This is a genomic window from Lacticaseibacillus sharpeae JCM 1186 = DSM 20505 (genome assembly GCF_001436225.1).
In the GTDB taxonomy this organism is placed as follows: Bacteria; Bacillota; Bacilli; order Lactobacillales; family Lactobacillaceae; genus Lacticaseibacillus; species Lacticaseibacillus sharpeae.
On the sequence record NZ_AYYO01000010.1, the window covers coordinates 1 to 19,975 of the forward strand.

Annotated in this window: 18 protein-coding genes; 14 read left to right on the forward strand and 4 right to left on the reverse strand. The window is 55.4% G+C overall.

Translation table 11 applies throughout. The features are described from left to right. Positions 1 to 116 precede the first annotated feature (116 nt). The 3 genes from FC18_RS02610 to recD2 all read left to right on the forward strand — a co-directional run bounded on the left by FC18_RS02610 (position 117) and on the right by recD2 (position 3,924). Positions 117 to 782, forward strand: a complete 666-nt coding sequence (locus FC18_RS02610) for a histidine phosphatase family protein (RefSeq protein ID WP_054675960.1) — start codon at positions 117 to 119, stop codon at positions 780 to 782. 72 nt (positions 783 to 854) lie between these two features. Further along, positions 855 to 1,514 carry a tetratricopeptide repeat protein gene (locus tag FC18_RS02615; RefSeq protein ID WP_054675964.1) on the forward strand — a complete coding sequence of 220 codons (660 nt, stop codon included), beginning with the start codon at positions 855 to 857 and terminating at the stop codon, positions 1,512 to 1,514. Then, the gene (recD2, locus tag FC18_RS02620; RefSeq protein WP_056975399.1) at positions 1,504 to 3,924 is read left to right on the forward strand and encodes an SF1B family DNA helicase RecD2; all 2,421 of its coding nucleotides are present in this window, start codon (positions 1,504 to 1,506) and stop codon (positions 3,922 to 3,924) included. The genes FC18_RS02615 and recD2 overlap by 11 nt, the downstream gene beginning before the upstream one ends. A 36-nt stretch (positions 3,925 to 3,960) precedes the next feature. On the opposite strand, the gene FC18_RS02625 is transcribed toward recD2, so the two are convergent. The 3 genes from FC18_RS02625 to FC18_RS02635 all read right to left on the reverse strand — a co-directional run bounded on the left by FC18_RS02625 (position 3,961) and on the right by FC18_RS02635 (position 6,982). After that, complete coding sequence (locus FC18_RS02625; RefSeq protein WP_054675967.1) at positions 3,961 to 4,890, reverse strand: diacylglycerol/lipid kinase family protein; 930 nt, start codon at positions 4,888 to 4,890, stop codon at positions 3,961 to 3,963. A 193-nt stretch (positions 4,891 to 5,083) separates the two neighbouring features. After that, positions 5,084 to 6,766 carry a ribonuclease J1 gene (rnjA, locus tag FC18_RS02630; protein ID WP_054675970.1) on the reverse strand — a complete coding sequence of 561 codons (1,683 nt, stop codon included), beginning with the start codon at positions 6,764 to 6,766 and terminating at the stop codon, positions 5,084 to 5,086. A gap of 3 nt (positions 6,767 to 6,769) precedes the next feature. Beyond that, complete coding sequence (locus tag FC18_RS02635; RefSeq protein ID WP_054675972.1) at positions 6,770 to 6,982, reverse strand: DNA-directed RNA polymerase subunit epsilon; 213 nt, start codon at positions 6,980 to 6,982, stop codon at positions 6,770 to 6,772. Between the two features lie 298 nt (positions 6,983 to 7,280). Between FC18_RS02635 and FC18_RS02640 the strand changes: the two genes are divergently transcribed. Next, complete coding sequence (locus tag FC18_RS02640) at positions 7,281 to 7,676, forward strand: hypothetical protein (protein WP_056975400.1); 396 nt, start codon at positions 7,281 to 7,283, stop codon at positions 7,674 to 7,676. A 55-nt stretch (positions 7,677 to 7,731) separates the two neighbouring features. Here FC18_RS02640 and def read toward each other — a convergent pair whose 3' ends face one another. After that, positions 7,732 to 8,289, reverse strand: coding sequence for a peptide deformylase (gene def / locus FC18_RS02645; RefSeq protein ID WP_056975401.1), 558 nt, complete (start codon positions 8,287 to 8,289; stop codon positions 7,732 to 7,734). 358 nt (positions 8,290 to 8,647) lie between these two features. Here def and FC18_RS02650 point away from each other — a divergent pair, with 358 nt between their 5' ends. From FC18_RS02650 to FC18_RS02695, 10 genes are all read left to right on the forward strand, one after another. After that, the gene (locus FC18_RS02650) at positions 8,648 to 9,400 is read left to right on the forward strand and encodes a hypothetical protein (RefSeq protein WP_054675976.1); all 753 of its coding nucleotides are present in this window, start codon (positions 8,648 to 8,650) and stop codon (positions 9,398 to 9,400) included. A 133-nt stretch (positions 9,401 to 9,533) separates the two neighbouring features. Further along, positions 9,534 to 9,830 carry a UPF0223 family protein gene (locus tag FC18_RS02655; protein WP_054675979.1) on the forward strand — a complete coding sequence of 99 codons (297 nt, stop codon included), beginning with the start codon at positions 9,534 to 9,536 and terminating at the stop codon, positions 9,828 to 9,830. A 141-nt stretch (positions 9,831 to 9,971) separates the two neighbouring features. Then, entirely contained in the window at positions 9,972 to 11,816 is a 1,845-nt protein-coding gene (gene typA / locus FC18_RS02660; RefSeq protein WP_054675983.1) for a translational GTPase TypA, read from the forward strand. 133 nt (positions 11,817 to 11,949) lie between these two features. Next, the gene (locus tag FC18_RS02665; RefSeq protein WP_056975402.1) at positions 11,950 to 12,588 is read left to right on the forward strand and encodes an NAD(P)-dependent oxidoreductase; all 639 of its coding nucleotides are present in this window, start codon (positions 11,950 to 11,952) and stop codon (positions 12,586 to 12,588) included. 221 nt (positions 12,589 to 12,809) lie between these two features. Next, positions 12,810 to 13,991 carry an FtsW/RodA/SpoVE family cell cycle protein gene (locus FC18_RS02670; protein ID WP_056975403.1) on the forward strand — a complete coding sequence of 394 codons (1,182 nt, stop codon included), beginning with the start codon at positions 12,810 to 12,812 and terminating at the stop codon, positions 13,989 to 13,991. Next, a complete protein-coding gene (locus FC18_RS02675; RefSeq protein WP_056975404.1) occupies positions 13,991 to 17,413 on the forward strand; it encodes a pyruvate carboxylase in 3,423 nt (1,140 codons plus the stop codon). Before FC18_RS02670 ends, FC18_RS02675 begins: the two co-directional genes overlap by 1 nt. A 68-nt stretch (positions 17,414 to 17,481) precedes the next feature. Continuing rightward, positions 17,482 to 17,769, forward strand: coding sequence for a YlbG family protein (locus FC18_RS02680; protein WP_054675985.1), 288 nt, complete (start codon positions 17,482 to 17,484; stop codon positions 17,767 to 17,769). Between the two features lie 23 nt (positions 17,770 to 17,792). Continuing rightward, on the forward strand, positions 17,793 to 18,353 hold the full coding sequence (gene rsmD, locus FC18_RS02685) for a 16S rRNA (guanine(966)-N(2))-methyltransferase RsmD (protein ID WP_082620453.1): 561 nt from the start codon (positions 17,793 to 17,795) through the stop codon (positions 18,351 to 18,353). Between the two features lies 1 nt (position 18,354). Then, positions 18,355 to 18,846, forward strand: coding sequence for a pantetheine-phosphate adenylyltransferase (gene coaD / locus FC18_RS02690; protein WP_056975405.1), 492 nt, complete (start codon positions 18,355 to 18,357; stop codon positions 18,844 to 18,846). Beyond that, the gene (locus FC18_RS02695; RefSeq protein WP_054675987.1) at positions 18,846 to 19,901 is read left to right on the forward strand and encodes a SepM family pheromone-processing serine protease; all 1,056 of its coding nucleotides are present in this window, start codon (positions 18,846 to 18,848) and stop codon (positions 19,899 to 19,901) included. The genes coaD and FC18_RS02695 overlap by 1 nt, the downstream gene beginning before the upstream one ends. Positions 19,902 to 19,975 lie beyond the last annotated feature (74 nt).

A 19,975-nucleotide genomic window follows, 5' to 3' on the forward strand; every position in this document is an offset into this window, starting at 1 on the left:
GGCCTACACCTCTGAGTTGGAGAAAAATCTCCAACACCAGAAAGTGTAGACCCTTTTTATTGAGCTTGTTTCAGTGGCGTGGGATAATGAAAGTTACATAGGTAGGGGGAAAGATATTGACGCGTTTATATTTTATTCGTCATGGCAAGACTGAGTGGAACCTTGAAGGCCGGTATCAGGGGGCTGCGGGCGATTCACCGCTGCTTCCTGAAAGCTTCGTGCAGATTAATGCTTTAGCGGAGTATCTGGACGGCACTTCTTTTGCACATGCGTATGTTAGTCCCCTGCAACGAACCCGGACGACTGCCAAGACGTTGCTGCACGATATGGCGACCACGGTGCCGCTATCGGTGATGCCTGCGTTGCGTGAGTTCAATCTGGGCCTCATGGAAGGCCAGAAGTTCGTGGACGTGGAGGCAAAATGGCCCCAGGAACTGTATGCGTTCCGCCACGACCCGGCGAATTACGACCCGCGGCCACTGCACGGCGAAAGCTTCCCGCAACTACTCGAGCGGATGACGCCGGCCATCCAGGAGGCAGTTGCGCGCGATGAAACGGGGGTTGCTAACCTCTTGTTCATCGGGCACGGAGCCTCGCTGGCGGCGCTCATTCAGCACCTAGTTGGCACGCCGATTGCGCAATTGCGTAAGGATGGCGGGTTGACCAATAGCAGCTTGACGATTGTTGAGACAACAGACGGCGCGAACTTGCCGTACAAGATTGTGAAGTGGAACGACACGCATTTTCTGCCCGGCAAACGGGATGCGTCAGACACGATTTAAGGACAACAAGATTGGTGAAGCGTAACCGGAGGACATCTGGTTGCGCTTTGCTTATTCAGCTAGGAGGACACAATGCAGGACATTATTGACCAATTCAATCAGGGCGATAAGGAAGCGGCCATCAGCGCGGCGGTGCATTACATCAATGAGCACCCACACGCGGTCGACGCGTACCGGATGCTCGCGGCAATGCTGATCAACATGAAGGCGTATGACCAGGCGGACGAATTGATTGTCAAGGCGCTCGGTTTGTTCCATGATGATCCGGAATTGCGTTACAACTGGGGTTTGTCCGCGTTCCAGCAGGGCAGTTTTAAGGATGCTTTGGCGCGCTTATTGCCGCTCACCGATAAAAGCATCACGGGGTCACTGCGCGCGGATGCGGCATACATGGTGGCGCTGGCCTACCAGGAGTTGGGTGATAACATTCGGGCCATCGCCTTTGCTCTCACCGCCCACGACCTGAATCCTGACGCCATCGACGCCGCCGTGCTCACGGCTAACCTATTGCTGGGTCAGGGAGTGAATGACCAGGTGAAGGATTTGCTGGCCCCACTGCTGAAGACTAAGGATGCGCGGGTGCTGCTTGCATACGGGATGGCAGTGAGCGCCATGGGTGAAGACGGCTCGCAGTACCTGAATGCGGCGCAAACGGCGGATCCGGAGTCGTACAAGCGTGCGCGTGAGTTAGTGCACTTTTTAACGGAACAGGAGCATCATGATGAACAGTGATAGCGAAACGGTTAGCGGGAAACTGAAGAGTATTTTTTTTGCCAGTCCCAATGGCCTGTTCAAAATCCTGTTAATTCAAATCACCGCCATTTCGGTTAAGTGGACGGAACCTGAGATTGTGGTCAAGGGTGACTTCGCCGACATGAAGGAAGACGAAACCTACAGCTTCACGGGGCACATGGAAAACCACCCGAAGTATGGCCAGCAGTTCGCCGCGACTAGCTACAAGAGCGAGCAACCGACCAGTAAAGACGGCCTGATAGGGTATCTGGCCAGCGACCGGTTCCCCGGCATCGGGAAGAAAACGGCGACGAAGATTGTCGACGTGCTGGGCCTGAATGCCATCGACAAAATCCTCAAAAATCCGAAAGCACTCGATCAGGTGGGCCTGAAGGCGGAACGGGCAACGATGTTAATCTCCGGACTGAAGGAAAACCTGGGGATGGAGCAGGTCGTTATTGGCCTGGGTCAGTTCGGGATTACCGGCAGTCTGGCCAGCAAGGTGTTCAGTCAGTACCACGAGGACGCGCTGGAAATTATCAAAGCCAATCCGTACCAACTCGTGAGTGACGTGCTCGGTGTTGGCTTTGCCACCGCGGACCGGATTGCGGCGGCCTTAGGGTTTGCTGCGGATGCACCGCAACGAGTGGCGGGGGCATTGCTGGCCGCGCTGGATGAGCGCACCGAAACGGAGGGCGACACCTACGTTGAACCGGACGATTTGTTCAACGAAGCGCGGCGTCTGCTGGGGAACCGCGGAGTTAGCGATGACGTGTTGCTCCAGGCAGTTAGTGACCTAGTGCAGCACCACCGTCTCGTGAGCCACAATGGCCACTTGTTCCCGAAGCGCTTATATGATGCCGAAGTCCAGATTGCCCGGCAACTGGCGGGGTTGGCCAGCGTTAAGGAGCACGTGCCCAGTACGGAGCGTGTGGCTGAGGCGATTAAGAACGCTGAAGCGAACTTGGGCCTGGAGTACGACGCAACGCAGCTGGAAGCAATCAAAATGGCACTCACGAACGCTGTGTTTGTACTCACTGGGGGCCCCGGAACCGGGAAAACCACCATTATCAACGCGGTTGTCCACGGATTCGCGGAATTGCACGACATTGAACTTAATCCGAACAAGTACAAGGGTTCCGAGACTTTTCCCATCATGCTCGCCGCGCCAACCGGCCGCGCCGCTAAGCGTATTGCGGAGACCACGAACCTGCCGGCCAGCACGATTCACCGCTTGCTCGGGATGGGGATTGACGACGCCACTTATGAAGAACGGGACCTGCCCGACGGTTTGCTGATTGTGGACGAGGTCTCGATGGTGGACACGTATTTGCTGCGCACCCTGCTCAATGCTGCCCACCCCGGTGTGACCATTGTGCTGGTGGGGGACAAGGACCAGCTGCCATCAGTTGGGCCCGGGCAAGTCTTCGCGGATATCTTGGCGAGCCACGCGGTGCCAAGCGTGGAGTTGACCCACATTCACCGGCAAGATGATCACTCCTCCATCGTGCCCTTGGCGCACGCGATTAATGAGGGGGAATTACCGCAAGATTTGCTGCAGCGCAAGCCCGACCGCAGTTTCTTTGCCTGCTCTGCTGACCAGGTACCGCAAGTGGTGCAGCAGGTGGTGGCGGCCGCGGCGCGTAAGCATTTCGACCCGCTGCAGGTGCAGGTACTGGCGCCGATGTACCGGGGCAATGCTGGCGTTGACCGGCTCAACCCGTTGGTGCAAGAAATTTTCAACCCCGCTGCAAACCACAGCAAGCAGGTGGAAACGGCCAGCGGGATGGTCTTTCGCATCGGTGATAAGGTGCTCCAGCTCGTCAACAATCCGGAGCAGAACGTCTACAACGGTGAAATCGGGAAGGTGGTCGGCATCACTAAGGCCGAAAAGGGCCACGGTGATTCGCTAACGCTTGATTTTGACGGGAACGAACTGCAGTACGACCGCGCGGATTGGTCGAAAATTACGCTGGCGTACGCGACCAGCATCCACAAGGCACAGGGGAGCGAGTTTGACATGGTCATTTTGCCCCTGACCCTGCAAAGCCGGCGGATGCTGAAGCGGAACCTCGTCTACACGGCCATCACCCGGGCCAAACGCTTCCTGATTCTAGTGGGCGAACCCAGTGCCTTCAGCCTGGCTGCAACCACGCTGGCCGCCAACCGCAACACGGGGCTGGTGGAGCAGCTGCAAAAGGCGTTCGGCGTTAAGGCGGCAGCTGGCGACCAGACGACCGCGGAGCCGGAATACGATGATGCGCCGGAAGCGGTGGTCAAAGTGCAGCCAACGCCCATTCAGGCTGAGGTCCCCAGCACCTACTTGACGAACGAAATGGTTGCGCGTGGCGACGTTGACCCCTTAATTGGGATGGATGGCATCACGCCGGAAATGTTTATGCAGCAATAAAAAATCCTGATCCGCACGCTGCGGGTCAGGATTATTTTATTGCCATAATAATAGGGGCACGGTGGTGAGTTCCATATCGAATAGCCGGCTGCCCAGTTCGTGGCCGTCAACGTGGCCGAATTCCAGCGTGTTGGTGGTGAAGCGCAGGTTCTGGCCCTGGTACTTGTGCACCGCGCTGGTTTGGACGGGCTTGCCAATGACCACCCGTAGCAGCAGGTACAACAGGTGGATGAGGTTAACGTTCTGGACGGTAAGTAGGTCCAGTCCTGGTTTGGCCAACTCACTGGCGTTGTTCAGCTTCATGCCCGCGTAGTACGGGTGCACCATGGCGGTACAGATGAGCAGGTTCCCGAGCAATTCGTTTTTGCCCTTGAGGTAAATCGCCGCGGAGAATGGTTGGCGGTTGAAGAAGGCGCTAATCAGCTGCGCCACGCGGATGCCGCGGTGGAAATGCTTGCGGTGCAAGAGGCGCATGCTGGTTGCGCCGCCGCTGGCATAGACAACTGCCGCATCCAGTCCGACGCCCAGGGTGCTGACGAAGTAGCCGGAGGAGCTGTAGGTCTTTTCGTTATAATGACCGATGTACACCGTGCGCGCTGTGGTAGCTGCGAGGACCTGGTCGATTGCTTCGCCAGCGTCGGTGCTGATGCCCGCAGCCGTAGCGAAGTCGATGTCGTTGCCGGCGGGAATGTAGGCAACAGGCATTATCGTGTTGCCGGATTTGCGCAGCCCGTTAACTGCCTGGTTGAGGGTGCCATCCCTACCAATCACAACCATCACGCCATCTTTGTGCGCCGCAAACTTGCCGACCTGCTGGGCGAGCTGCTCGGTGTGTCCGTGGTGCTGGACGACGCGCACCGCGAACTCAGTGCCGGTAGCGACCAACTTTTCTTTGACCACTTGCCACGCAGAATTCGCTGTCCGTGACCCAGCGCCTGGATTAAAAATGACATACAGGTAGGGCATGATGAACCTCCGATTTTTTTAAACTCTAATTACGAGTATACCTGTCATCTGCTTGAAACACAACTGTAACGGAGCCGCGAAACGGCGTGGTTAAGCGGATTGGGGCCACTTTTACCAAATTTTAGCCCCGAGCAGGCACACAAAAACGGCCCCGTGACAAATGTGCATGTCACGGAGCCGTTTGGTGCGGTTACTAGAGTGTAATCAGCATTGGAATAATGATTGGCCGGCGTTCGGTCCGCTTGAACAGGAACTCGGACAAGGAGTTCGTGATGGCGTCCTTCAGCATGGCCTCAGAAATCTTCTCGTTATCGTTGAAGGTGTTCTTGATGGTCTTGTAAATCTGCCGCTGGGCCTGGTTGATCAGCTCGCCAGATTCACGCATGTAGACAAACCCACGTGACAGCAAGTCGGGACCCGCCAAGACAGTGTGCTTTTGCATGTTGATGGTGGCCACAACCACGACCAGCCCTTCTTCAGAAAGCATCCGGCGATCGCGGATAACCGCGTTCCCAATGTCCCCAATGCCGCTACCGTCAATGTAGACGTCGCTAGCAGGGAAGTGGCCGGCGCGCCGTGCGGAGTTCGCGGTCAACGCGAGCACGTCACCATTTTCCATGATGAAGCTGTTCTCCTGCGGCACACCACACAGAGCAGCAAGTTCGGTGTGAATCTTCTGCATCCGGTATTCACCGTGGCAAGGCATGAAGTACTTTGGCTTGATCAGCCGCAGCATGAGCTTCTGTTCTTCTTGACCACCGTGACCGGAAGTGTGAATGTTGTTGACCTTACCGTGGATAACGTTGGCCCCGGCAGCCTCAAGCTGGTTGATGACCGCGTTAACGCTGGTCGTGTTCCCAGGAATTGGGTTACTGGAGAAGACCACGGTGTCGCCAGGCTGAATGCTAATCTGGCGGTGGGTCCCGTTGGCAATCCGGGAAAGGGCAGCCATTGGTTCACCTTGCGAACCGGTACACAGAATCATGACCTTGTCGGCAGGCAAGCGGTTGAGCTCGTGCGCGTCAACCAGGACGTCATCGGGGATGTCGAGGTAACCAAGTTCACGGCCATTCACAATCGCCGTTTCCATTGACCGGCCGAACACGGCGATTTTACGACCGTTGTTCATTGCGGCCTCAGCAGCCTGCGCCACACGCGAGATGTTGGAGGCGAAGGTGGCAAAGATGATGCGTCCTTCAATGCCTTCGAAGATGTGGCGGATGGAGTGGCCGACGAACCGTTCAGACTTCGTGAAGTTCGGAATTTCGGCGTTCGTACTGTCTGACATGAGCAGTAGCACGCCTTCCTCCCCGAGCCGCGCCATGCGCTGCAGGTTAGGGGAGGGCTGGTCACCAACTGGGGTGAGGTCAAACTTGAAGTCACCGGTTTCAACGATGACCCCGTTTGGCGTGTGTACCGCAATCCCGAGCGTGTCGGGGATACTGTGCGTGGTGCGGAAGAAGTCGACGGACATGTGGTCGAACTTGAGGACACTGTCCTCGCCGATTTCAATCAGGTTAGTTGAACGCAAAATGCCGTGTTCTTCGAGCTTCCCACGGATTAATGCGGCAGCCAGTGGTGGCGCGTAGACGGGAACATCAGGCAGGGCCTTCAGGAAGTAAGGAATCCCCCCGATGTGGTCTTCGTGCCCGTGCGTGATAACGAGGGCTTTAATCTTGTCTTTATTTTGTACCAGGTAAGAGTAGTCAGGAATAACGTAATCAATCCCCAGGAGGTCGTCTTCAGGAAACTTAATTCCGGCGTCGATGACGACAATTTCGTCCTGGTACTGAATGCCGTACGTGTTCTTCCCAATTTCACCTAGTCCACCGACGGCAAAGGCCGCGGTTTCGTTTTTCTTAATGTTGAGCTTCATAGACTAGAGCTCCGTGATTTTGAAATCGGGTGACTTCTGTTCGTATTCGAGAAAATCGCCGGTGACTTCCTGAATCAGTTCGATGTTGTATTCGGTCTTCTCTTCAACCAGTGCGCGTGCAGCGACTGAAGATTCGGCTTCGAGGTAGATTGAGCGGGTGTTCTCCCGGCGAGGGTTTTCAATCTTGTTAGGCTGGAAAAGTACTTTGTAAATCATAATGGTTCTCCTTTCAAATACACAAAAATCGTCCTCAATGAGAGGATGCTTGTGTTTATAACCGCACATTGTTGGCACAAAGCCAAACGTTACATCCATTCTATCATAATGTTTGGGGGGATAAAAGGCGGTAAACACGGCGAGCAGATGACCGGCGCCACTGACGGCCAAATGGTGAATTGCTGCACGCAATCTCGCCGTGAGCAGAGATGTTCAGGTTATCTAAAATTCAAGGTGGTAGCTTGGGTCCGGGCATGGCGATGTGCGATAATGAAAGTAGAGAAATGGGGGGCTGATTATGAGCGGGAAAATTATCTTCATCGTTGCAATCGTGCTGGTGCTGGTAGTGGCGTACGTATGCGTGCGGCTAATCCAGCGGCGCCAAGAACGTCAGTGGTTGCTCACCGCCAACAACCTTGTGCGGCCAATTCTCCGCGAGTTGCACCTCCAGCCAGTTGCCGGCCAGCCGGTGGACCGCGTGTGGGGTCGCAGCCTCGCTTTGGTTAGCTACAAGACGCCGGCGACTACGGCGACCTCAGTGGGCACCATCCGGGCGGCATTCGCGAGTCAAGACGACAAGCTGCTGCAGCTGACCGATGTGTGGATTCGCGATGGTTACGTGCACCTGGACGTGGCCTTAATGCTCAACATGGCGACCAAGGGCTACGTGCGCGATTTGCACCGGCTATCGTAATTTGCGGGCAAGCAAAAAGGGTCAGGACAATGTCCTGACCCTTTTTTGGATTAGTTTAGCCGAGCAGTACGCCGTTTGGATCTTCCAGTTCGAATGGCTTGTCCTTGCGAATATGGTCGTAAAAGAGGATGCCGTTCAGGTGGTCGATTTCGTGCTGAACCACGATGGCCGGGTAGTTCTTCAGCCGCAGTTTCTTTTCTTCGCCATCAATCGTGTTGTACTTGATGGTGACACGGTCGTGGCGGACAACGTAGCCGGGGTGGGGCTCGTCAACTGACAGGCAACCTTCGCCTTCAGCAAGTGCCGCTGTCTGCACGGAATGACTCACTACGCGGGGGTTGACCAACACGTCTTTCAGGAAGATGCCGCCATCGTCGTCGGGAATCAAAACGGCGGTCATGGCTACGGAGCGGTCAACTTGGGGTGCAGCCAGGCCGACACCGGGACGCAGTTTGTACTTCTTGTTTTCCTCTTCGTCCTGGCTGATGACCAGGTATTCCATCAGGTCGTGAGCCAACTGTTTGTCGGCGTCACTGAGAGGGAACGTTAATTCTTTTGCGGTTGCACGCAACACGGGATTGGGGTCACGGACGACATCTTTCATTAAAAACACGGCGATTGCCTCCTGCATTAAATTCTGTAATCAAGAATAGCACAAAAAACGGGGAACTGCGAATTTTGTGCGCTTGAAAGCCCTATCTAATGCGGATTGTCCGCCGAAAAGTTTGACCAGGGCAAAACTTCGGCGTTATAATAACAGAGTAGAAACTTTAAGATGTTCGCAGTGTGTCAACTGCAAACATGAAAGGTAGGTGAGTACAATGACACATGAAACCAAGCCTGGAAATAGTTCGGACAACGCAGATCCCGGAAGTAATGGCGTTGTACCGCCTGCCTTAATGTGGCAGTAGTACACAATTAAATTAGGCAGACGGTCGTCGCCACGCCTCCGGTAAAAGGAGGGTATGACGATGTTGAAGTTTGTAAACAGCGGTCTCTCCCAGACTGAAGTTCGGCGCGCACACGCACAGCACAGCGGCGAACTTACGGTTGTGCACGTTTGGCGTGTGCTCGCCGTCGCAATTGCTTGCGGCGTGAGCATTGCCGTGCTGACCGAACTATTCTTGGGGATGATTGCAGCAGTAGTAATGAGCATTGCCCTGGGCGTGCTCACCGTAGCCGTTGCTCAGCGCATCGCTACGGAAATGAAAGTGATTCGCAACGACGCAGTTCCGGTGCAGGTTATCCGTGCGGGACTGGTACGCCAGATTACCGCTGGTGAAGTGGTTGTCCGTGATGTTGTGGTACTCCACGCCGGTGAAGTTGTGCCGGTGGATGTTGCCGCAAACGGCAAGGTGCTGCTAACCGGCAGTGTTGCCCGCCAGAATGTCACTGGCGTTGCGGTTGCAGTTGGCAGCGACCGCGCAGTGGCCCAGCAGCTGACGGTGCAGGGCCACGCGTTGACACTGGAAGACGTGCAGGCAGTTTTGCGGGCACTGGTTGCGGCGTTTAGCCCACTCATGATTTTGCCCCGCATTGTATTTGGCGGCCTGCGCTTGGGTGCAGGACGGCTGCACCACCTCGTGCAGCACGTGCTTGCAGCACTGAATGCTGGTCCAATTGCCAGCAAGCACGTTGATAGTAGACGTTTGGCCGTTGCCTTCGTGCAAAATCAAGGCACGATTGCCACGTCGCCCGTCAGACATGCAGCATTACCAAGTTAATTGCGTTTAAGTTAGGGTCGCCGTGATTGAGCGGCCCTTTATTCTGACCAGCAACATGTTGCTGGTCAGAGGCTTTGCTGGGCCGCATGTAAATGGCCTTGTAAAAGCGCTATAATCAAAGGAGTGTTAATTAGTGAAACCAAACTACACGTACCCGCTGGATTTTGACTGGACCAAAGACGAAATGGTTGCGGTCACGACGTTCTATTCGCTCGTTGAGGACGCATATGAGCGGGGGGTGAACCGCGAGAACTTGCTGGCAGCATACAATGGGTTCAAGCAGGTAATCCCCGACAAGGGTACGGAGAAGCAATACGACAAGGAGTTTGCAGAACTAACTGACTACTCCACGTACCGCACCGTGCAGGCGGCCCGCAAAGCAGCGCCGGGCACGACGGTACACATGCATGTACCAAACCGCAGTAAATAGTGAAAGTTTCAGGTGAATTTGTAATATTATTTTCAGTAAGTAGTACATTTCACCGTGACTGTGCTATACTGCTAATTTGTATGTTGGGGTCAGCGAACCCCATATTAACGGAAAATAGATACGCTGAGAGGAAGGCCACCATTGAAAACACGCGACGACATTCGTAACATTGCGATTATTGCCCACGTCGACCACGGGAAGACAACCCTGGTTAACGAAATGCTTAAGCAGTCCGATACACTGGACCAGCACACCCAAATCGGGGATCGTGCTATGGATACAAACCCGATTGAAAAGGAACGCGGGATTACTATCCTTAGTAAGAACACCGCTGTTAAGTACAAGGACACGACCATCAACATTCTGGACACCCCAGGACACGCTGACTTCGGTGGTGAAGTTGAACGAATCATGAAGATGGTTGACGGGGTGCTCCTCGTTGTCGACGCATTCGAAGGTACCATGCCTCAGACGCGTTTCGTTCTGAAGAAGGCCCTTGAACAGCACCTGACCCCAATCGTTGTTATCAACAAGATTGACCGTCCTGGTGCTCGTCCAGAAGAAGTAGTTGATGAAGTGCTTGAACTCTTCATCGAACTTGGCGCTGACGATGACCAGCTTGAATTCCCAATCGTGTACGCTTCCGCTATCAACGGTACATCCAGCTTGGATGAAGACCTTGACACCCAGAAGCACACCATGGACCCACTGTTTGACACCATCGTGAAGACGATTCCTGCCCCAATCGACAACTCCGACGAACCTTTGCAGTTCCAAGTTTCCATGCTTGACTACAACGATTACGTTGGCCGTATCGGGATTGGCCGTGTCTTCCGCGGTAAGATCAAGATTGGTGATTCCGTTACCGTTATGAAGCTCGATGGTTCAACCAAGAACTTCCGTGTAACCAAGCTCTTTGGTTTCTTCGGTTTGCACCGGGTTGAAATCAACGAAGCTAAGGCCGGGGACCTCATCGCTGTTTCCGGGATGGACGACATCTTCGTTGGTGAAACTGTGACCGCACAGGACCATCAGGAAGCTCTGCCTATCCTGCGTATCGACGAACCTACCCTGCAGATGCTCTTCGTTGCGAACGACAGTCCATTTGCTGGTCGCGAAGGGAAGAACGTTACCGCCCGTAAGCTTGGCGACCGTCTGAAGCAGCAGCTCCAGACCGACGTTTCCCTGCGTGTTGAAGACACCGACACTGCCGGCATGTGGGAAGTTTCTGGTCGTGGTGAACTGCACCTGTCCATCCTGGTTGAAGAACTTCGTCGTGAAAACTACGAACTGCAGCTTGGCCGGCCACAGGTTATCTACCGCGAGATTGACGGTCAGCTCTGCGAACCATACGAAGCTGTCCAGATTGACACCCCAGAACAGTACACCGGTTCTGTCATCGATGCGATGGCTCAGCGTAAGGGTGAAATGCAGAACATGGAAAACGAAGGTAACGGCCAGACTCGTCTGAGCTTCCTCGTTCCTTCCCGTGGTCTGATTGGTTACTCAACCGAATTTCTTTCCGCTACCGGTGGTTACGGGATCATGAACCACACCTTCGAAAAATACGGACCAGTTATCCGCAACTGGGAACCAGGCCGTCAAAACGGGGCCCTGGTTTCCATCAACGCCGGGAACGCGACGACGTACTCCCTGCAGTCTGTTGAAGACCGTGGGCAGTTGTTCATCGACGCGCAGACTGAAGTTTACGAAGGGATGATTGTTGGGCAGAACTCCCGTGAAGCTGACATCGCGGTCAACGTCACCAAGGGTAAGAACCTGACCAACACCCGTGCTTCAGGTAAGGACCACGCGGCTGCAATCAAGACGCCTAAGAAGATGACGCTTGAATCTGCAATCGAGTTCCTGAACGAAGACGAATACTGTGAAGTAACGCCACAGAGCATCCGTCTCCGCAAGAAGATTCTGAACACCGGCGAACGGACCAAGGCGGACAAGCGTCGTAAGATGGCTTCCAACAACTAATATTCGCTACTAATGAACACCACTGGTGCCTGGCACTGGTGGTGTTTTTGTGTGCAAATCGGCCGTACACTTGGGCTATAATTGGTGTTATGCTTATTGATAGTAAGTGAATAGATAAGCATGGAGGTAAATGATGAAGATTGCAATTATTGGTGCGTCGGGGAATGCCGGCAGCGCCATTTATCAAGAGGCGGTGCGCCGTGGCCATGATGTGACCGGGTTTGCCCGCAACGTGCAGCGGGCCCAAGCGGTTCTGGGCGCGCAGGCCAAGATTGAGGCCCGTGACGGTTTTGCACTGCGGCGGGAAGAGTTAACGCAGTTTGACGCGGTGGTGGATGCAATCAGCGCGCCCCCGGCAAAAGCATACCTGCATGTCGATCTAGCAGCGCACCTGATTCATGAGCTGCGGGAATCGACGGCACCCTACATGGCCTTCATTACGGGTGCGGGTAGTCTGCAGCATAATGGCCACGCCTTCGTTCAGGACATCGCTAAGGCGCCGAATGCGGACCAGTTCATCAGCATTCCGCGCAGCCAGGCAGCAGAGCTTGAGTTCCTGCGCCACGTGGACAATGTACGCTGGACGGCGATTTCACCTAGCGCGACGTTCCAGCACGGCCCAGCAACCGAGTTTGTGCTGGGCCATGATGAATTGCTCGCGGATGCGGCGGGGCAGTCAGTTTTAAACAGCGGCACACTAGCAGTGGCATTGCTGAATGAGCTGGAGCAGCCGCAAAACGAAATGCACCGGTTTACCGCCCGGAATAAGTAGCGGTTTTGGGTCCCTTGCAGTTGGTTTGCCGATTGCAAGGGGCTTTTTTTGGCTAATTATCCGGAATTTGCGTGTTGAAACTAGCACAAGCGGCTGTTTGGCCAAATTTTTAGTAATAACCCGGAGCTCTCGGGCGCTGTAGCCACATGTCGCCGCCATGCGTATGCTATAATATAACCTAATTAGTTTTCAGTAGACGATTGACGAAAGGGCGATTTCCGGTGAATTGGAAAATCCGTTACATAGACTATTACGTGCTCGTGCCGTACCTGGTCCTGTGCCTAATAAGTGCAATTATGGTCTTCTCTGCCAGCGGTCTGCGTGGCTACGGATCAGCCACGAACACGACCATTTTGATTAAGCAATTAATCTTCATCGTTGCCGGGTTTGCCGTGTGTGCGGTGGTGTACTTCTCGAAGTTAAAGGTGTGGAAAAGCCCCGGGTTACTAGCAATTGGGATTGTCATCGATATGGCGATGTTGATTTACCTGCTGTTCTTCGGCCGGTCCGTCAACGGTGCGAGTGCCTGGATTTCGGTTGGTGGCTTCAACATTCAACCATCTGAAATTGCCAAGTTATTGATTATTTTGTACTTAGCGCGGATTCTGGACCGACGGCAGCGGGTGATTGGCCGCTACAAGTTTCCGACCGCGATTAAGATGCTGGGGTGGCCGCTGGGCTTGCTCGTGTTCATCGCCTTGCTGGTGCTTGCTCAACCTGATACCGGGGGGTTCTTCATCCTTGGCGTGATTATGCTCGTAATGGTGGTGGCTAGTGGCTTTCATATCGGTTGGGGCCTGGGCTTCATCGGTGGGGGTATTGGCTTCATCGGTGCCTTGTATTACTTCGTCGTGACGCACTTCGCGGGTTTTCTCAGCAAGTCCTATCAGGGGCAGCGGCTGCTGGCAGTTTTGCAGCCGTTTGAAATGCAGAAGACGGCGGGTCGCCAACTGGTCATCTCGATGTACGCCATCAACCACGGCGGCCTGTTCGGCGTCGGGTTGGGGAATAGCCAGATGAAACTCGGTTACTTGCCCGAACCGTACACGGACTTCATCCTCTCCGTTATCAGTGAGGAACTGGGCATGGTCGGGGGCATGACGGTGATCTGCCTCCTGGTCTTCCTGGTGTGCCGCATCATTCAGATTGGGGCACGGTCGCACAGTGCGTACCGGACCATGCTGATGTACGGGATTGCCACCATGATTTTCGTGCAGATGTTCGTTAACGTCGGGGCAGTGCTCGGGTTGCTGCCAATCACCGGGGTGACCCTGCCGTTCATCAGTTATGGTGGGAGTAGTATGCTGGTGCTGGCGGCGTCAATTGGGATTGTGTTGAACGTATCGGCCGCGGAGACGCGGGACCGGATGCGACTATTAGAAGCGAAGGAGTCGAACAACTAATGCAAAAGGTGCTTGTTGCTAATCGTGGCGAAATTGCCATCCGAATCTTCCGTGCGTGTGAGGAATTAGGACTCAAAACTGTCGGCATTTACGCCAAGGAAGACAGCCTATCGATTCACCGGTTCAAGGCGCAGGAATCATTTCAGGTCGGTGCGGGCCGGGAACCCATCGCGGCATACCTGGACATGGACGATATTATTCGCATTGCCAAGGAAAGTGGCGCGGATGCAATTCATCCCGGTTACGGTCTACTCAGTGAAAATGCCGAATTTGCGGCCAAAGTGCGTGCAGCCGGTCTGACTTTCGTCGGCCCCAGCACGGAATTGCTTAAGGTCTTCGGTGACAAGGTTGCCGCTAAGGAAGCGGCCGTTGCGAACGGGCTGCAGGTAATTCCGGGGACACCAGAACCCACCCGTGATTTTGCCGAAATCCAGGCCTTTGCCGATAAGTACGGCTTCCCGTTGATGCTGAAGTCCGCCAGTGGTGGTGGTGGTCGCGGGATGCGCGTGGTGCGCAACCAGACTGAGCTGGAGCACGTGTACCCACTGGCCAAGTCCGAGGCACTGACCAGCTTTGGTGACGACCGGATGTACATCGAACGTTACATCGAGCACGCGAAGCACATCGAAGTGCAGGTGATGGGGGATGGTCACGGCCACCTGCTCCACCTGTTTGAACGTGACTGTTCTGTGCAGCGGCGCAACCAGAAAGTAGTTGAAATTGCCCCTGCAGTTGGCTTGCCCATCAAGCTGCGCCAGGACATCTGCAACGCCGCCGCTAAGTTCATGGCGGCAATGGGCTACGAAAACGCCGGGACCATTGAGTTCCTGGTTGAAAACGGGCAGTTTTACTTTATCGAAGTTAACCCCCGGATTCAGGTTGAACACACCGTCACCGAAGCCATCACTGGACTCGACATTGTCCAGGCACAGTTACGGGTTGCGGCCGGTGCGGACTTATTTGCCGACCTCGACTGGCCGCACCAGGATGAACTGACGGCGCACGGTGCTGCGATTCAGTGCCGGATTACGACTGAGGACCCACTGAACAACTTCATGCCCGACACCGGGACGATTACCACGTACCGTTCCCCAGGTGGTTTGGGTGTGCGGCTGGACGTAGGGAATGCCTATGCAGGTGCCGTTGTCAGTCCGTTCTTTGACTCACTGCTCGTTAAGGCCAGCGTGACGGGGTACAACTTCGCCGCCGCGTGCGCCAAGATGGATCGCGTGTTGCATGAATTCCGCATTATTGGCGTGAAGACGAACCTGCCGTTCCTCGAAACCGTGATTAGCCACCCCGTATTTCGCAGCGGGCAGGCCGAAACCCGCTTCATCGACAACAGTCCGGAACTATTCACTTTCCGTCCGCAGACCAGTATGTCCAATGAAGTGCTCAACTACATCGGGGACGTGACGGTCAACGGGTTCCAGGGCAAGGACCCGAAGAAGCCCCGCGTCTACCCAGAATTGCGCTTTAAGAATGAACTGCCGCAGACGCAGCCCAAAACCGATTTGGTGCAGCTGCTGCATGACGGCGGGGCCAAGGCGGTCACTAATTGGATTAGTGACCAGCCCCAGCTTTTGCTGACGGACACCAGTTTCCGTGACGCCCACCAGAGCCTTTTTGCCACCCGCATGCGCACCCACGACATGCTGCGGGTTGCGGGCGAGTACAGCAACGCATTGCCAAACCTCTTTTCTGCCGAAATGTGGGGTGGGGCGACCTTTGACGTTGCGTACCGTTTCTTGAACGAAGACCCATGGCAGCGGCTGGCGCAGATGCGTAAGGCCCTGCCACACACCTTGCTCCAGATGCTGTTCCGCGGCAGTAATGCGGTTGGTTACAAGAACTACCCAGACAATGTGATTAAGGAATTCATCAACCAGGCAGCGAAAACCGGGATTGACGTTTTCCGCATCTTTGACAGCCTGAACTGGGTCAAACAGATGGAACCAAGCATTGCGGCGGTGAAGGAAACCGGCAAGATTGCCGAAGCGACGATTTGCTACACCGGTGATATTCTGAGTGCCGCTCACCCGCACTACACGCTGCAATACTACGTTGACCTAGCCAAGCAACTGGAAAAGGCCGGTGCGGACATGCTCGCAGTCAAGGACATGGCGGCACTGCTCACCCCAGGTGCGGCCAGCGTCCTGATTGCGGCGTTGAAGGATGCCGTGACGATTCCGGTGCACTTGCACACGCACGACACCACCGGTACTGGGCTGGCGACGTACATTGCCGCGGCGAATGCGGGCGTGGACGTCGTGGACGTGGCCCAATCCAGCTTCTCCGGGACCACCAGTCAGCCAAGTATGGAAAGTCTGTACCACGCCTTGGCTGGTGATAAGCGGCAGCCAGAGTTGGATATTGCGGCGGCCGAGCACGTGAACGACTACTTCCGGCAGGTGCGGCCGTACTACGAGGACTTTGCCAACAACGTTTCCGGGCCCCTGACCCGGATTTACGATGTGGAAATGCCTGGTGGTCAGTACACGAACCTGCAGCAACAGGCGCAGGGGGTTGGGGTATCGGACTTCAACGTGGTGATGACCAAGTACGCCGAAGTGAACAAGCTGTTCGGCGATATCATTAAGGTAACGCCAAGTTCCAAGGTGGTCGGCGACATGGCCCTGTTCATGGCGCAAAACGACCTGGATGCGGATGACGTGATGGCGCATGGGGCGGAACTTGACTTCCCCGAATCCGTCGTCAACTTCTTCAAGGGCGAATTGGGTCAGCCGCCATTTGGCTTCCCCAAGCAGCTACAAAAAATGGTGCTGAAGGGGGCTGAACCACTGACAAGTCGGCCTGGTGAAGTGCTTGAACCGGTCGACCTGGATCAGGTTGCCAGCCAATTGCGCAACCTGGGCTTACTCGAGCCGACAGAGCAAGACGTTCTGAGTGCCGTTTTGTACCCCGACGTCTTCAAGAAGTACCTGCAGAATCAGAAAAAGTTCGGACCAGTGACCCATTTGGATACGCCAACGTACTTCCAAGGTATGCGTGTGGGCCAACAGGTCAACATCACGGTTGCACCGGGCCGGGCCTACGTGATTCGCCTGGACGCTGTTGGTGAGGCGGACGCAACCGGATTGCGCAACCTGTACTTCACGGTCAACGGCCAGAAGCGAGAAATCGAAGTGATTGACCGCGGCAGCAAGCACAGCAGCGGCACGCACCAACTCGCTGAGCCAAACGATCCGCAGCAAGTCGGTGCACCAATGGCCGGTCGGGTGCTGACGGTATTAGTTAAGCCGGGCCAGAAGGTGAACAAGGGCGACGAGCTCTTCGTTTCTGAAGCCATGAAGATGGAAACAACCGTCCATGCACTAGTTGCCGGGACCGTGACCCACGTCTACGTGGAGCCGGGCGCACTGGTCGCTAGTGGTGAACTGCTCGCCCAAATCAAAGAATAGTGACCCACAAATTTGCATCCCACCGTCTGCGGGTGCAAATTTGTTTACATAGGAGTGTGAAGGTTATCGTGGAAATAAATCAGCGCCAAGAAATCGTCGTTTGGGTGCACAGCTTGCGCCAGGTGCGGCAACTGCGCCGTTATGGGAGTGTGCTGTACACTTCGCGGCAAATGAAATACGTGCTGTTATATGTTAACGCAGCAGATGCGCCCGATTTGATGGACAAAATCAGCAAGTTACGCTTTGTCCGTAGCGTGGAGCTGTCCCACCGCAATGAGCTGGACCCGAACGCGGGGAAGGCAATTGAGCGCGGAACTCTTGCCGGTGCTCATACCGGGGCTGACGATGACGACTAGCATTTGCTTCAAACAGAAAGGACGTGTCTAAACTGCGCGTTATTAGTGGAGAATTCAGGGGCCGGCGGCTGGCAATGGTGCCCGGCACCACAACCAGACCGACTGCCGACAAGGTTAAGGAGTCGATGTTCAACATGCTTGGCCCGTACTTCGATGGCGGTCAGGCCGTGGACTTTTATGCCGGTACCGGCGGTCTGGGCATCGAGGCGGTCTCGCGGGGGATGGACCATGCTGTGCTCGTGGATTCAGCGTTTGCGGCCATCAAAACCATCAAGGCGAACGTGGAATTGACGAAAGCGGCCGAGCGGTTCACCGTCAAGAAGATGTCGGTGCAGCGCGCACTCGACGAATTCATTGCGGAAAAAAAGCAGTTTGACCTCATCATGATGGATCCACCTTACGCGAAGCAGCAGGCCTTAAAGCAGCTGGAACAGATTCGCGCGGGGCACCTGTTAGTGCCTGGTGGCCGCATCATGATCGAAACGGGGCTGGAAGTAGCCTATCCCGAAACCATTCCTGGGTACACGCTGCTACGGAAGCAGACGTACGGCGTGGCGGAAGTCATTATTTTGGAGGCGGAGTAAGATGAAACGCATCGGTATTTTTCCGGGTAGCTTCGATCCCTTCACCCTCGGGCACCTGGCGACGGTTCGCCAAGGGTTGCGCCTGGTCGACGAATTGGTGATTGCGGTCATGACCAATACGGAAAAAAAGGCGTTGTTCACCGCGACCGAGCGTGTGGCGCAAATTGAGCAGGCGACCGCTGGCATGCCCGGGGTCCGGGTGGTGGCGGCGCCGCGGAGTTTGACCATCGACTTCGCGCGCAGTATGGGGGCGAACGTGATTATTCGGGGTCTACGCGATACCTCTGACTACACCTTCGAGAGCGCCATTGCTGTGGCCAACGCGAAGATGGCTCCCGAGATTACGACGGTGCTCCTGCCGGCCGAACCCAATAACGTGGGGACATCCTCCAGTATCGTGAAGGAAATCGCCGCGTTCGGGGGCGACTTGACCCCGTTTGTACCGCAGAACATTGTGCTCGCCCTGCAAGCAAAGCTGGGTGACCGTGATTGATGACCAAACGGCAAAATAAACGCCATTCCCGCCGCTTCTGGCTCGTAGCGGCGCTGATAGTTGTGTTGGCCGGCCTGGTATTCTTCCCGACAAAGTATTACGTTGAAGTGCCAGGCGGGGCGGATGCGCTGAGTAAGTTCGTTCAGGTTGACGGCAAGCGGGACAAGCGTGCAGGTAGTTTTCGCCTCATGACCGTGGGCATTATCGGTCCGGCATCCCCGGCGGTCATTCTGTGGAGTAAGACCCAGCCGTTCGCTGATACCATCAGCAAGGATGCACTCATGGGTAGTTCCTCGTCGGCGGAATACAATCAGCTGCAGAACTTCTACATCAAGAGTGCGGCCAACTCCGCGGTCGTGGCGGCGATGCGGGCGGCCCAAAAGCCGGTGACCGTTAAGTATGCGGGCATTTATGTCATGTCCATCATGGCGAATTCCAAGTTTCGCGGCGTGTTGCACTTAGGCGACACCATCACGGCGGTGAACGGCAAGCATTACGTGCGTGCGAACGATTACGTGAACGCCATCAAGAAGTATCCGGCGGGCACCAAAATCACCATCACGTATTTGCACGATGGCAAAAAGCACCAGGCAACCCGGGCGCTCGTGCCGCTGGCTAAAACTAAGCGTGCGGGGCTCGGCATTACGCTGACTGACCACACGACGGTCACCAGCAAGCCGCGAGTCAAGATTAATGCCGGCAGCATCGGCGGTCCAAGTGCCGGGCTGATGTTCACCCTCCAGGTCTACAGCCAAGTTACGGGGGAGAATCTCCGGCGCGGACGCACCATTGCCGGGACGGGCACGATTGATGAAAACGGCAAGGTTGGGGTCATTGGCGGCATCGATAAGAAGGTCGCGGCGGCAAACAAGGCGGGGGCAACAATCTTTTTGGCGCCCGACGTGCCGGCCACCAAGGCGATGCGCCGGGAAGACCCAACGTACGTGAATAACTACGTGGAAGCTAAACGCGCGGCCAAGAAGCTGGGCACGAAGATGAAGATTGTGCCCGTGCACAACTTGAACGACGCGCTGCAAGCACTGCGGGCAAGATAAAGACATCCGGAACTTTGGGACACCCCCAAAAGTTCCGGATTTTTTTGTGTCTAGGGACAAAAAGCGGCCTGATA

Coding starts and splice junctions, on each gene's coding strand:
- FC18_RS02635 (WP_054675972.1), bottom strand. CDS start 6,982: ATGATTTACAAAGTACTTTTCCAGCCTAACAAGATTGAAAACCCTCGC.
- recD2 (WP_056975399.1), top strand. CDS start 1,504: ATGAACAGTGATAGCGAAACGGTTAGCGGGAAACTGAAGAGTATTTTT.
- FC18_RS02650 (WP_054675976.1), top strand. CDS start 8,648: ATGTTGAAGTTTGTAAACAGCGGTCTCTCCCAGACTGAAGTTCGGCGC.
- FC18_RS02665 (WP_056975402.1), top strand. CDS start 11,950: ATGAAGATTGCAATTATTGGTGCGTCGGGGAATGCCGGCAGCGCCATT.
- coaD (WP_056975405.1), top strand. CDS start 18,355: ATGAAACGCATCGGTATTTTTCCGGGTAGCTTCGATCCCTTCACCCTC.
- FC18_RS02640 (WP_056975400.1), top strand. CDS start 7,281: ATGAGCGGGAAAATTATCTTCATCGTTGCAATCGTGCTGGTGCTGGTA.
- FC18_RS02615 (WP_054675964.1), top strand. CDS start 855: ATGCAGGACATTATTGACCAATTCAATCAGGGCGATAAGGAAGCGGCC.
- FC18_RS02625 (WP_054675967.1), bottom strand. CDS start 4,890: ATGCCCTACCTGTATGTCATTTTTAATCCAGGCGCTGGGTCACGGACA.
- rnjA (WP_054675970.1), bottom strand. CDS start 6,766: ATGAAGCTCAACATTAAGAAAAACGAAACCGCGGCCTTTGCCGTCGGT.
- FC18_RS02675 (WP_056975404.1), top strand. CDS start 13,991: ATGCAAAAGGTGCTTGTTGCTAATCGTGGCGAAATTGCCATCCGAATC.
- FC18_RS02695 (WP_054675987.1), top strand. CDS start 18,846: ATGACCAAACGGCAAAATAAACGCCATTCCCGCCGCTTCTGGCTCGTA.